Source organism: Serratia sp. ID 25-353, from assembly GCF_054792795.1.
Genome location: NZ_CM139236.1, coordinates 1,734,881 through 1,747,153 on the forward strand (window position 1 = coordinate 1,734,881; position 12,273 = coordinate 1,747,153).

A 12,273-nucleotide genomic window follows, 5' to 3' on the forward strand; every position below is an offset into this window, starting at 1 on the left:
TCAACCGGCGAATTGCTTGATGGCACCGCTGTGCTCATCGCCATAATAGATACCGTAATTGCCCACGGCGTTTTCTTTGACGAACCGGCCCAGCATCGACCGCAGCGCCGGATCCTTGATCGGCAACCGCGCCAGCGTCGGCATGTCGAACCATTCCGCCGTGCTCAGCTGCGGCGTCAGGCTGCCGGCGTCGGTCGGCAGCGCGCACAGAAAAACGATGTGCTGTTGGTGTTTCTGCCGGTCGTCATAAACGGAATAGACGAAACCCGGATGGGCGTTGATGCCCAACTGCTGCAGTAAATCCCCCAACGTTTCGCTGACGCTGCGTTTCTCCACCGCGCTGGACGGCAGCTGATAGCCGCCGTCGCTTTGCCGCACCATCACGGCGTGCCCTTCAAACTCGATCAGCGCGCTCACTACCACCTGCGGCCCGCCAATCAGCGACTGCGCGTTTTGATAAGGCGTGAAATACGCGCCGCGGTAATACCCCAGACCGGCGGTGGCGTTGGACGCGAACCCTTCGACCTGGCCGATCAGAATGGCATGGTCGCCGGCGTCCACCACCTGATGCAGCGAGCAGTCGAACCATGCGGAACTGTTATCGATCAGCGGCACCCGTGATGCACTCCAGCGCCAATCGATCAGCGCAAAGCGGTCTTCGTTTTTTTGCGCAAAAATGGTTGAAGCCTCTTTTTGCTGTTCCGCCAGAATATTGATGGCGAAATGGCTGCACTGGGTAAAATGCGCCAGGTTCGCCGAACGTTTATCGATGCTCACCAACAGCAGCGCCGGATCCAGCGACACCGATGAAAACGAATTGGCGGTAAAGCCAATCGGCCGCCCCTGCGTGTCCACCGAGGTCACAATGGTGACGCCGGTCATAAAGGCGCCGAAAGCGTCGCGCAACTGCCTGCGTTTATCCGCGTCCATTTGCCGCTCCTAATAAAGTCAAAGGTTGCTCTGCGGTCAGAAAATCGAGCATCAGCGCGTTGACGCGTTGCGCATCAGTCAGACTGACCATGTGTTTGGCGTTCTCAATGATCACCGCGCGCCCGTTCGGTGCGGCCTGCGCCATTTGCCGTGCCATCTCTGGGCTGGAATTGGCGTCGTGCTCGCCGGTCAATACCAACACCGGGCAGCGGATAAGGTGCCAACGCTGGGCATACACCCGATCGCCGGTAGCAAACGCCTGATACGCGCGGGCGTAGCCCGTAACGTCCACCTGTTGCAACCAGCCGCCCACCTGCCGGCGCAGACGCTGTTCGGCGGGATCGGCGCCAAACCATCGGCTCAGCGGCGAGTCGAGCTGCGTCTGGCCGCTGGCCAACGCGCTGGCGCGTTGCGCGACCGCGGCGCTGGCCTTTGCTGAGCGCTGAAACACGCCGCTCATCACCACCGCGCGGTTGACCCGCTCCGGATAATCGATTGCCAAACCGGCGGTGATCAGTGCCCCCATCGAGTGCCCCGCCACCGCAACGCTCGGCGTATCCAGGGTGTTTAAGAAGGCCGCCAGCCAGCGCACGTAATCCTCCAGCGTCGCGGCGTGGGCGAAGCCTTCGCTTTCGCCGTGACCCGGCATATCGACGGCGATGACCCGAAAGCGCGCGCTAAGCGCATCGAGCTGGGGATACCAGGCCTCCGCGTTCATGCCTACGCCGTGGATCAACACCAGCGGCTCGCCACGCCCGGCCTCCAGATACCCTACCCGCAGAGCGGGTTCAGACAGCTGCCGGATTGTTCTGATCATGACCCAGCTCTTTCAGATCCAAATAACGGTTGCCGATACGGTGATGCGGCCGCCCCCCCAGCGCCGCGCCCAGTGCGATGACGATTTCATCGTCGAAAGGCGCGTCGTTGATGTTGAACTGGAATGTCAGGTAGTGCTCGCGGCTGCCTTCGTCGTTTTTCCCCATCATGGGGATCAGGATCGGCGCGTTGGCCGGCCCGCGGGTATTGTTGAACGCCAGATAGCTCTTGCCGTTGACCGCCGAGCGGTAGTGGTTGCCGAAATGCAGCGTGTGGATCAGCGCCGAAGCGTGTTCCAACTCGCCGCCCAGCCCCACCACCGCGCTTTTGCCGAAGGCTTCCACCCGCTCGCCGGAGCCAGCCTCTTTGAGGATCAAACCGGTCAGCAGCTCACCCAGCACCGGCGCCATTTCTCGAATCTTTGGCGCCAGATCCTCAACAAAGCCCTGCCCGGCCCAGGGGTTTTTAATTACCGCAGCCGCGGCGATCATCACCAGCGGTTTGGCCGCCGACTTGCCACCGTCGGCGTAGAGGGTTTCTGTCAAAACCAGGGTCTTGCGGATGTCTTGATGCATAAGGGACCTCGAAAAGTAAATCAAATGTTAATCAGATGTCGCGAGTCGAGGGTATAGCATCGGGCAGATTGGTATGTCAAAGTCTGGTATACCATAATACGGTATTCTTATTTTTATCTGGGATGGTAAAGAGGAATTGAAAATAATCGTTATTAATCAATATATTAAAAAACCAGCAAGGGCTTTGGTCGGGGGTAAAACGCCGGCCATGACCGCCTCCGCTCAGCGGCCGGTGCCCGTGCCAAACCCGTTGAGCCAGCGGGTATCAGCAACGAAAAGCGGTTTTTTTAGGCTATCTTTCGATTTTGTGAGCTGCTGCAACATTCGCCGTTTTGGCGATGCGGCGCGAAATCGGCCGCCGTTGCTTTGCGGGTTGGAAAGATGTTAATAGTACCGGGCAAACGGAAATACGCGTCGTTATCCGGATTAATGATGATCCACAAAAAATAGAGACAATTATGGTTCAGGCGTCATTGAAGATTGAGAATGCACCGGTCACCTTGCGCGAATTGGCATTGGCGAAAATTAGGCAGGCGATTATCTCAGGGTATTTTCAGGCCGGCGATCGTTTAGTGGAACGCAGCCTGTGTGAGGAGCTGGGCGTCAGCCGCAGCGTGGTGCGCGAGGTGATCCGTTATCTCGAAGCGGAGGGGCTCATTGAAACGCTCGGCAAGAAAGGGCCGATTGTCGCTATTCTGACCTGGGATATTGCCGAGCAGATTTATACCATTCGTCTGCTGCTTGAACAGGATGCCGCTCACGACTGCGCCTTGAAAGCCGGGCCGGAAGATAAAAAGAAACTGCATGAAAAATTAATTGCGATTAACCAGGCTTCGGCCGGGCAGGATGATATTCAGCGCGTTGAAGCGTCGCAGGCCTTTTATGAAACCATATTCCAGGTGGCTCATCACGCCATCGCCTGGGAAATCGTCCAACGGCTGAATAGCCGCATCAGCCGCCTGCGCGCCCTGACCCTGAAAACCCCGGAGCGTCAGCTGGCCGGTTTCGAGCGTATGACGCGGATCTATCACGCCATCGAACAAAACAATCCGGCGCAGGCCAGACAAGAAGTCATCGATCATCTGACCGAGGCCGCCGCGCTGGCCAAGCGCATTCTACAACAGGAGTCCTGAGATGCCCGCTTACTGGATTGCCCATGTCACCGTGAAAGATCCGCAGCAATATCAGCATTACATGGATTTGGCGCCCCAGGCGTTTCGCCAGTTCAACGCCCGTTTTCTCGCCCGCGGCGAACAGGCGCAAACGCTGGAAGGCCCGGCGTTTGTGAAACATGTGCTGATCGAATTCGACGACTACGCCACCGCGTTAGCCTGCTACCATTCGCCGGCCTATCAGTTGGCGAAACAACAGCGGCGCCACGTGGCGGAAGCCATGATTGCCATCGTCGACGGCTTGCCGACCGCCCCATAAAAGCCCCCACCGTTACGGCGGAGGCTGGGTGGCGTGAGGTGGAATAACCGCCGGGTCAGGCCGGCGTTTTCCGCTAGTTATTTCTCTTCAGGATCTTTCCCGTCTCGGCCCAGATTTGACTGCGGTAATGATCGTCTTCCTGAGAGAAGAAAAGTACGGTCAGCCCTTCCTTGTCTAACAATGCAATGCCATCGGGTGCAGGACGCCACGCCACTGGCTCTTGCGGCAAGACGTCGGGCGTGCAATCAGACAAAAATTTCAGGCTATAGCCGCCGACCGATTCCACACTCTCCGTGTTGAGCTGTACAACACAGGACTTTGATTTATCGCTGACCGTCCACTGCCCGGAGAGCGTTTCGGCGGAAGGTAAAACCAGACTGCTTGCCATAGAGGCTCCTGAAAACAAGAAAATTATTCCGACAAGAATAGATTTACACATAGCTGGCCCATGCAAAACGGTGGGCATCATCGCCCACCGTTGCCGTTTTACACGATAAAGTCAACAGCGACGTCAGCCTGCCCGACGATGTGCACCAGGAAGTCTGGATTTGCACCGCCATGGAGGTTTAAGGCCAGTTCGCTCAGATTGCTTTGGGTATCATAGGATACCAGCGCCTCACCGGCCTGCCCGCTGAAATGATCGACAAACTGAATAAAATCATTGCCTTTATCGCCTTGGTTGAAGAAGGACAGATCGATCTTGTCCTTGCCTGACTCAAAGTCCCAAATTGTATCAGGAGCCTGAACAGGCGAGTTATTCAGGTCAGAGAAGACAAAAATGTCGTTACCTTGCCCTCCCCACAATTGATCCTGGCCCGCTCCACCGTAAATAACGTCGTTGCCGGCGCCGCCTTTGAGCGTATTGTCTGCGTGATTTCCAACAATGACGTCATTACCTGCCCCCCCTATCGCGTTTTCGATGGTGACGCCGGCAGCGATGGAAACATTCCCTTTTAATCCACCGACGTCGGAGAAAGCGCCCTCGTTCAAATTGATACGTTGATTTTGGCTATACCCCGAGAAATCGAGGGTATCATTGCCACCTGCATCCCAAACAGACATCACCAGCTTGTCGTGGCTGTCCTTGAGCGTATAGAAGTCTCGGCCTGTATTTGAATTAAACCCGTAAACGGTGTCGCCGGTTCGGGTGGTCATGTTGGCGCCGTAAAGATGCTGGATGGCCGCGATATCATCAACCAGCGGTGCAGCGGCATAGTAATGGCCATGATCCGCGTTGGTAATGGATTCATTCCAGTAACTCATTACGCTAAACTGCCGGGTATCTTCGGCGTAAACTGCCTTGGTATAATTTGGGCTGCCTTGCCCCGCATTATAAGTGCCCGGGTGATCTAACCCGAGAGTATGGCCAACTTCATGGGTAATGGTTAAGCGGCCGTAATTACCTAGCTCAGGATGCAAATTTTCGGAGTGATTCTTAATGTTGTACCAACTTTGCCCATCAGAATTGTATCCTCTGTAATCATTGCCATTATATGAGTACGGTTTCAAAGCATACGCTTGTCCCGTCCCCTCATAATTCCCAAAGGTAATATTGGAGGGTTGACCTGAAGCCACTTCGACAAATTTGATGTTGGCAACATCGGCCCAGGATTGTAAAGACAGCTTCGCCTGTTCTTGTTGCTGTTGCGTGAACGCACTCAGCCCCGTATCGCGCTCCGGGGAGCGGTGGCCCAGGTTCAGTTCGTTATAATCCCAATCCGGGAAGGAATAGGTCACCGTTGCCTCTTTTCCCGTGACGTGAACGCCATTCCAGGTTTTATCGCCGCGCGCTATCTGCAACCCCGCCTCATTTATGTCATAAGACGGTTTGTTATTTATCGTCAGGCCATTCCCGCGCTCATGGTAGTGAATAAGATCGTTAACACTGTCCCAACCCGTTTCGTTTCCATTCATGGTATTACCCATAACTTTCTCCACAAAGTAGCTAGTATTAATATGACATCCGAAATGTCTCTTAGGGATAATCAAAATCCTGAGAATAGCGATAGCCCGATATGCCCCACTCTTTTTCCTATCCCTTTACACCCAGAGAGTAAATTTACTTTTAACTACCCGAGCCTCCTTACCCATGATTGAGAACTGATGCAACTGCATGAGATCGCGATATGTCCGTACAAAATGCGCGAAAGTAACAGGCCGCATTGATCCGGCAAGGGTGTGATTCCAGTGTCTGCGCGTTGAGGCTACGTTGAGATGCCGCTCAAGAGGTCTAATGACAACGGCCGTTCGGTGCATTGTCTCGTTGCCAGAGACCACATCAGGCAGGGTCTTGTGCTGTGAATCTGGCCTGTTATCCGAACGGTTACCCGGAGATAATTGCGTGAATGCATTTGCGCCACCATCCAGTTTTGCTAATGATTATCATTCGCGAGGCTATCTCACACGTAAGTAAAGTGTCAACATATGAAACAAAACATTTCTTGATTTGCATCATGATTTTTCCGCTAAGCCCCAGTGAACGGGCGCTGCAGAGTGCATAAAATGGCGTTTATCCCCGTCTGGAGTGCGGTTTTTGTCAGTATTGTCGCATAGGGCAGGCAGAATGCCGTTCGGGTGTACATGATGGCGACTGAACATTTAGCCATAGAGAAACATCAAGAATGATTAATTTTCACGGCAATAACACGGCGTGGTCCGATCACTTATTTTTCTCTGCAATATAAGGGATGCTTATAAATAACAGGAGTATTCCTAATGCGTTCACGCTGGATGTATTCCATGCTAGCGGGCCGATTTTTAGCCGCACCCGCTGGCTATTCCCATTTTCATTGGCAAGACTATATTGAAAGAAGCTCTGCTCTAGAGCGAGAATATGGGTAATTTTCCGAGGAAATACCGCATGACCCTGTTGCCCAAGCAGAGCAATAACAAAAATCCGATTGATCTCTATAGCGAAATCGTAGATGACTTGCCCGGCCTGATTTGCTTCGGCAACCGCCTTGGCGGTTACTTCAATAACCAGTGGCGCGACTATACCGGCGCCATCGCCGGTGAACACGGCGCCGCTGACTGGCTCGATGCCCTGCATCCCGACGATCGCGAGCGGCTGGCCGCGCAATGGCGCCAGGCGATCGTTGCCCTCTCTTCATTTGCCGGCGAGGCCCGCCTGCGCGATCGCAGCGGCGCCTACCGTTGGTTTATGCTGGCGTTTAACGCCCGTCAGGACGGCATGGCGCTGGAACCCAGCTGGTATCTCACGGCGACCGACATCCATCCGCAAATGCTGCAGCGCCAGCAAAACGTTCAGGCGCTCTCTATCCAGCAAGACATGCTGGACGCCAGCGTCGACTGCATCAAAGTGATCAATCACGATGGCACGCTGCGCCATATGAACCGCTCCGGCAGCCTGGCGCTCGGCCTTGATCCGGCGCAAAAAGAGTTTGGCATGCCCTGGCTGGGGCTACTGTCGCCCGAGATCCGTCGCCGCGGCAGTAAGGCGCTGCGCAGCGTCAGAGCGGGAAAGAATGCGCGCTTTACGGGATTGAGCGTGACGCCGCAGGGTAAAAAACAGCACTGGGACAACATTCTCACGCCGGTCAGCGATGAGCACGGCACCGTGGCCGAGATCTTGTGCGTCTCGCGCGACGTGACTTCGCAGCGCGTGATGGAGCAACGTCTGTTGCTCGCCAGCGAATATGACGAATTGACCGGCTTGCCCAACCGGCGCCTGTTCAAGAAAAAGCTGAAGCAAGAGATGAAGCGCGCCCTGCACGGCAATAAGTCACTGGGGCTGATGTTGCTGGATCTTGACCACTTCAAGCTGGTGAACGACACGCTGGGCCACGCGGCGGGCGATCATCTGCTGCGGGTCTTGGGTAAAAGGCTCAGCGCTTGCATGAATGCGCATTCGTTCGTCTCCCGCCTCGGCGGCGACGAGTTTGCCGTGGTGATCAGCGACGTCGAAAACGAGCAGGACATTTTCCGCATCGCCAACAAGTTTCTGCTGCAGCTGGAGACGCCGATCACCCACGGCGGCAAGACGCTGCATTGCGGCATGAGCATCGGCGGCGCCATCTACCCCAAAGACGCCCGCGATGCTTCAGAGCTGATGAAATGCGCCGATACCGCGCTGTATGAACTCAAAGACGGCGGCCGCGGCGGCGTCTACATGTTCGATCGCAAGATGATGGACAAGGCCCGCGCCCGCGCCAGCCAGCTCAACTACGCGCGCCAGATCGTGCGCGACAACTGCATCCGCCCGAGCTATCAACCGAAGGTCTGTCTGATCGACGGCAGCATCGTCGGCTTTGAAGCGCTGCTGCGCTGGCACTGCCCGATCAACGGCGTGCAGCTGCCGGCGACGGTAAGCGAGGCGTTCAACGACTACGAGCTGGCGACCAAGATCAGCGAAGCCATGCAGCTGAAAGTCTTCGCCGATATCGCCCGCTGGCGCGCGGCAGGCGTGGCGGTGCGGCCTATCTCGCTGAACGTGTCGCCGATCGAGTTTTTACGCGACAACTACGCCGAAACTTTCCTGCAGCGCCTGCTGAAGTTCCACATTCCCCACCACCTGATCGAACTGGAAGTGACCGAGCACGCGTTCAACAAGCACGGCTCGAAGTACGTGTTGCGCGCGTTGCAAATGCTTAAGGAGATGGGCATCCGCATCGCGCTGGACGATTTCGGCACCGGCCACTCCTCCTTCAGCCATATCATGGATTACCCGCTGGACTGCATTAAGCTGGACTGCGACTTCGTACAACGTATGAACACCGAACCGGCGATCCTGGCGATCGTGGAAAGCATCGGCATCCTCGGTCAAAAGCTGTCGATCGATATCATCGCCGAGGGCGTGGAAACCGAGCAGCAGCGGCAAACGCTGTGCGAAGCCGGTTTCCATATCGGCCAGGGTTTTCTGTTCAGCCGGGCGGTGGACTCCCAGCGGGTGCCCGAGCTGCTGCAAGCGGTGCCGCAATCTGTCGACGGCCGTTAAACACCCTGCCGTGCGCCGAACGGCGCCAGCTGCATACCGATAAGCGTCACCACGCAGATGAGTGCCCCGGCGTAGAAGGTGGAGGCGGAACCGAACAGCTCCCACAGGGTTCCAGCCCCGAGACTCGCCAGCAGCAGCGCCACGCCGCTGATCAGATTGAACATGCCAAACGCGGTGCCGCGCAGATGAGCCGGCGCGGTATGCGCCACCATCGCCGCCAATAGCCCCTGGGTCATGCCCATGTGCACTCCCCACAGCGCTACGCCAAACAGCACCCCGCCCCAATGATCGCTCAGCGCCAATACCAGGTCGGCGGCGATCAGCACCAGCAGCCCGGCTTTCAGCAATCCTTCATGCCTCATGCGATCGGACAGTTTTCCGAACGGATAGGCCGAGCAGGCGTAGACCAGATTCATGGCGACCATCACCAGCGGGATCAGCGCCAGCGGCGTGCCGCCCTGCTGCGCCTTCAATACCAGGAACGCTTCGCTGAAGCGCGCCAGCGTAAAGATCGCGCCGATGCTCACCACCCACCAATAGCTGCGCCCCAGCAGCCGCAGGTTGGCGCGGGTGATCGGGTTGGTGCGCTTGTGGGTTATCGCGGCTGCCGGCTCTTTCAGCCCGAAAAACAACAGCGCAATCGCCAGTGCCGCCGGGATCGCCGCCACCCAGAAGATGGCGCGAAAATCGTTGTGCCACAGCAGCATCAGGCCGACGGCCAGCAGCGGCCCTAAAAAGGCGCCGACGGTATCCAGCGACTGCCGCAGCCCGAAGGCCGCGCCGCGAATTTCCGGCGGCGTCACGTCGGCCACCAGGGCATCGCGCGGCGCCCCGCGGATGCCTTTGCCCACGCGATCCAGCAGGCGCGCGCTCATCACCATGCCGGACGACGATGCGATGGCGAAAAACGGCTTGCTGATGGCGCCCAGCCCGTAGCCCAGCAGCGCCAGCCCTTTGCGTTTGCCGAGGTAATCGCTGAGCACGCCGGAGAACACCTTGACGATCAACGCCGTCGCCTCTGCGAGCCCTTCGATCAGCCCGATGACGATCACGCTGGCACCGAGCGTCGTCGCCATAAACAGCGGCAACAGGCTATGGATCATTTCCGAGGAAACGTCCATCAGCAGGCTCACGCCACCCAATACCCACACGCCGCGCGGTATGCGGCCCAACGTAGCGAAACGCGACGACATGGTTCATCCCCGAAAGATTCAGCGCCGCCAGAGGCGCCTCATGATTTTTCCAAGATTGGTTAGTTGATTTTATTCGTTCACAGATCTGCAGCCTTTAGAGATAGTGCAACGACCGTGTGACACCCATAATAATGAAGGTAATTAACATAATGATAGATAGCAAAAAGATGATAGTGATGGCGGCGCTGCTGAGTTTTTCCGCCGCCGCCGCACCGGGCGTGGATCTCGTCGCCAACGAAACGCCTATCCACACGGTGAAGAGCGCCGAAGCCGTGGCCAAAATCCCTACCGGCTTCCGGTTCGTGGAACCCGGCACGCTGACGGTCGCCATTTCTCTGCTGGGCAGCGGCCCGCCATTCGGCCTGTACGCCCGCGACAATAAAACGGTGATCGGCAGCGAGGCGGACATCGCGCGCCTGGTGGCCGACGGTTTGGGGTTGAAACTCAAGCTGGTGCCCACCTCGTGGGAAGACTGGCCATTGGGGGTGGCCTCCGGCAAATATGACGCCGCGGTTTACAACATCACCGTGACCAACGAACGCAAGACCAAATTCGATTTCGCCACCTATCGGCAGGATACGCTGGGCTTCTACGTCAAGTCCGACAGCAAGATCACCCAGATCAAAACGGCGCCGGATATCGCCGGTAAAAAGATCATCGTCGATTCCGGCACTAATCAGGAAGCGGTGCTGCTGGCCTGGGACAAGGAGAACCGCGCCAAGGGATTAGCGCCGCTGCAGCCGGTGTACGTCACCGACAAGGCCGCCTCCACGTTGGCCATTCAATCTGGCCGCGCCGACGCCACCTTCGGGCCCAACGTCTCCGGCGCTTATCAGGCGCGGCTGACCGGCAAAACCCGGCTGGTAGGCATCGTGCCCGGCGGCTGGCCGAAGACCGCCAACATCGCCGTCACGCTGAAGAAAGGCAACGGTCTGGTGGACGCGGTGCAGGCTTCGCTCAACAGCGCCATCGCCAACGGCAGCTATCTGCAGGTGCTGGATCGCTGGGCGGAAAGCGACGAGAAGATCGCCCATTCGGAGATTAACCCGCCGGGACTGGGGGATTGAGAGAGCAACATGCCCCGTACTGCGGGGCTTTGATGAACCGCTCGATACTATGCCTGTCGAATATTCCCAGATAGCCCTCTATTTGTTTTGTTTGTCTTGCCTGCTACCTAAAACTTTTTCCTGTTAATCGCTACCGATCCTCCACCTTCCATTACCGTTAATTTTCAGACAGTTTTGTGCCAAAAACAACACAAATGATAATTATTATCAATTATTGAGTTCTGACCTAGCCGCATGTAGATTCCCACTTACTGTTTATTAATACAGTACTTTATTGCTAACATCTAAGGAATCAACATGAAGAAACACAGTTCAACTATCAATTATGATCCCTACCGTTACAACGGTGGCATAGCGCCTGAAGCGGGTCTGGTCTGGAGCGGTGAAAGTTGGGGATGGCCGACTACCGGCATCAGCATTGGTGGTGCGGAAGAAACTCTGGTTGTCTGGCCAACAGGTGACACATCACTTTCCGAAGAAACCAAAGAGCTGTTGGATAACGACATTTGCTTGGTCTGTGGTAAGAAAAACTGTCCCTATATCAAAACGGAAAAGTCATACCAATTGTTGCGCGATGCGATAAGAGCCGGTGATATGAAGACTGCAAAAAAAATCCACATGACCAAATTCGCGCAATTTAGCGGTATGAATCGAGCAAATTTCGCCGATGCGTTGAAAAAAAAGCGAGAAGCCCAAGAGAAAAGAGACAAAGAGTTTTTGTTATCTGCATCGGCTATCGTTGCCGACTCAGCCAAAGAAATCGCTCAGCATCTCGGCAAGCGCTATCAAGACTTCGCCAATGAGATCGCGAGCGATATTAAAAACTTCCAGGGCAAGAGAATACGCACCCTTGATGACGCAATGAAATCACTAGAAAAAGTGCTGGCTAATCCCAACATGAAGGTTAAACCTGCAGATAAAGAAGCGTTGCTCAATGCCTGGCGAAATATTAATGCCAATGACATGGCAAGCAAGCTGAGTAACGTTGGCAAGTTTTTCAAAGTGGCAGATGCAGCAATGAAAGTAGAGAAAATTCGGGAGAAAAACCTGGTAGGTTATGCCACGGGCGACTGGAAGCCCCTGTTGCTTGAAGTTGAATCCATGGCCATTAGTGGACTGGCTTCTGGTGTCGCGTTAGGGATATTGGCCACGACGCTCTCTTTATTTTCTTTGTCAGGATTAGTGCTGACAGCGCTCACCTTTGCCGGCATCATCGCGATTAGCCTGTTAAGTTCGCTCATCGACGAAAAGTTGGTGGATAAACTTAATCGCGAGCTCATTCCTTCGGCTTATTAAGCACATCAGGC

11 protein-coding genes are annotated in these 12,273 nt (G+C 55.9%); 5 read left to right on the top strand and 6 right to left on the bottom strand.

Translation table 11 applies throughout. The features are described 5' to 3' along the window. The 3 genes from ACYF6X_RS08270 to ACYF6X_RS08280 are packed head-to-tail and all read right to left on the bottom strand — an operon-like array spanning window position 1 to window position 2,321. Window positions 1-930, bottom strand: coding sequence for a flavin reductase family protein (locus ACYF6X_RS08270; protein ID WP_063989853.1), 930 nt, complete (start codon window positions 928-930; stop codon window positions 1-3). Beyond that, on the bottom strand, window positions 917-1,747 hold the full coding sequence (locus ACYF6X_RS08275) for an alpha/beta fold hydrolase (protein ID WP_063989852.1): 831 nt from the start codon (window positions 1,745-1,747) through the stop codon (window positions 917-919). The genes ACYF6X_RS08270 and ACYF6X_RS08275 overlap by 14 nt, the downstream gene beginning before the upstream one ends. After that, window positions 1,719-2,321 carry an amino acid synthesis family protein gene (locus ACYF6X_RS08280; RefSeq protein WP_063989851.1) on the bottom strand — a complete coding sequence of 201 codons (603 nt, stop codon included), beginning with the start codon at window positions 2,319-2,321 and terminating at the stop codon, window positions 1,719-1,721. Before ACYF6X_RS08280 ends, ACYF6X_RS08275 begins: the two co-directional genes overlap by 29 nt. A 338-nt stretch (window positions 2,322-2,659) precedes the next feature. Here ACYF6X_RS08280 and ACYF6X_RS08285 point away from each other — a divergent pair, with 338 nt between their 5' ends. Both ACYF6X_RS08285 and ACYF6X_RS08290 read left to right on the top strand, forming a co-directional pair. After that, complete coding sequence (locus ACYF6X_RS08285; protein WP_233221847.1) at window positions 2,660-3,454, top strand: GntR family transcriptional regulator; 795 nt, start codon at window positions 2,660-2,662, stop codon at window positions 3,452-3,454. Between the two features lies 1 nt (window position 3,455). Continuing rightward, complete coding sequence (locus ACYF6X_RS08290; protein WP_063989849.1) at window positions 3,456-3,752, top strand: DUF1330 domain-containing protein; 297 nt, start codon at window positions 3,456-3,458, stop codon at window positions 3,750-3,752. Window positions 3,753-3,825: 73 nt separating this feature from the next. On the opposite strand, the gene ACYF6X_RS08295 is transcribed toward ACYF6X_RS08290, so the two are convergent. Together ACYF6X_RS08295 and ACYF6X_RS08300 are read right to left on the bottom strand one after the other, a co-directional pair. Further along, a complete protein-coding gene (locus tag ACYF6X_RS08295; protein WP_063989848.1) occupies window positions 3,826-4,140 on the bottom strand; it encodes an AprI/Inh family metalloprotease inhibitor in 315 nt (104 codons plus the stop codon). Between the two features lie 98 nt (window positions 4,141-4,238). Further along, window positions 4,239-5,678: a serralysin family metalloprotease gene (locus tag ACYF6X_RS08300; RefSeq protein ID WP_130018289.1), complete on the bottom strand. Its 1,440-nt coding sequence runs from the start codon at window positions 5,676-5,678 to the stop codon at window positions 4,239-4,241. A 934-nt stretch (window positions 5,679-6,612) separates the two neighbouring features. On the opposite strand from ACYF6X_RS08300, the gene ACYF6X_RS08305 reads away from it, so the two are divergent. Next, window positions 6,613-8,706 carry a putative bifunctional diguanylate cyclase/phosphodiesterase gene (locus ACYF6X_RS08305; RefSeq protein WP_130018288.1) on the top strand — a complete coding sequence of 698 codons (2,094 nt, stop codon included), beginning with the start codon at window positions 6,613-6,615 and terminating at the stop codon, window positions 8,704-8,706. Here ACYF6X_RS08305 and ACYF6X_RS08310 read toward each other — a convergent pair. After that, window positions 8,703-9,899: an MFS transporter gene (locus tag ACYF6X_RS08310; RefSeq protein WP_107226172.1), complete on the bottom strand. Its 1,197-nt coding sequence runs from the start codon at window positions 9,897-9,899 to the stop codon at window positions 8,703-8,705. The genes ACYF6X_RS08305 and ACYF6X_RS08310 overlap by 4 nt on opposite strands. A gap of 149 nt (window positions 9,900-10,048) precedes the next feature. Between ACYF6X_RS08310 and ACYF6X_RS08315 the strand changes: the two genes are divergently transcribed. Next, a complete protein-coding gene (locus ACYF6X_RS08315) occupies window positions 10,049-10,966 on the top strand; it encodes an ABC transporter substrate-binding protein (protein ID WP_130018287.1) in 918 nt (305 codons plus the stop codon). A 297-nt stretch (window positions 10,967-11,263) separates the two neighbouring features. Then, window positions 11,264-12,262, top strand: a complete 999-nt coding sequence (locus ACYF6X_RS08320) for a colicin-like pore-forming protein (RefSeq protein WP_130018286.1) — start codon at window positions 11,264-11,266, stop codon at window positions 12,260-12,262. Window positions 12,263-12,273: the final 11 nt, after the last annotated feature.

Excerpts from the sequence above, each read along its gene's own strand:
- ACYF6X_RS08270 (WP_063989853.1), bottom strand. The coding sequence starts at position 930 with ATGGACGCGGATAAACGCAGGCAGTTGCGCGACGCTTTCGGCGCCTTT.
- ACYF6X_RS08275 (WP_063989852.1), bottom strand. The coding sequence starts at position 1,747 with ATGATCAGAACAATCCGGCAGCTGTCTGAACCCGCTCTGCGGGTAGGG.
- ACYF6X_RS08280 (WP_063989851.1), bottom strand. The coding sequence starts at position 2,321 with ATGCATCAAGACATCCGCAAGACCCTGGTTTTGACAGAAACCCTCTAC.
- ACYF6X_RS08285 (WP_233221847.1), top strand. The coding sequence starts at position 2,660 with ATGCGGCGCGAAATCGGCCGCCGTTGCTTTGCGGGTTGGAAAGATGTT.
- ACYF6X_RS08290 (WP_063989849.1), top strand. The coding sequence starts at position 3,456 with ATGCCCGCTTACTGGATTGCCCATGTCACCGTGAAAGATCCGCAGCAA.
- ACYF6X_RS08295 (WP_063989848.1), bottom strand. The coding sequence starts at position 4,140 with ATGGCAAGCAGTCTGGTTTTACCTTCCGCCGAAACGCTCTCCGGGCAG.
- ACYF6X_RS08300 (WP_130018289.1), bottom strand. The coding sequence starts at position 5,678 with ATGGGTAATACCATGAATGGAAACGAAACGGGTTGGGACAGTGTTAAC.
- ACYF6X_RS08305 (WP_130018288.1), top strand. The coding sequence starts at position 6,613 with ATGACCCTGTTGCCCAAGCAGAGCAATAACAAAAATCCGATTGATCTC.
- ACYF6X_RS08310 (WP_107226172.1), bottom strand. The coding sequence starts at position 9,899 with ATGTCGTCGCGTTTCGCTACGTTGGGCCGCATACCGCGCGGCGTGTGG.
- ACYF6X_RS08315 (WP_130018287.1), top strand. The coding sequence starts at position 10,049 with ATGATAGATAGCAAAAAGATGATAGTGATGGCGGCGCTGCTGAGTTTT.
- ACYF6X_RS08320 (WP_130018286.1), top strand. The coding sequence starts at position 11,264 with ATGAAGAAACACAGTTCAACTATCAATTATGATCCCTACCGTTACAAC.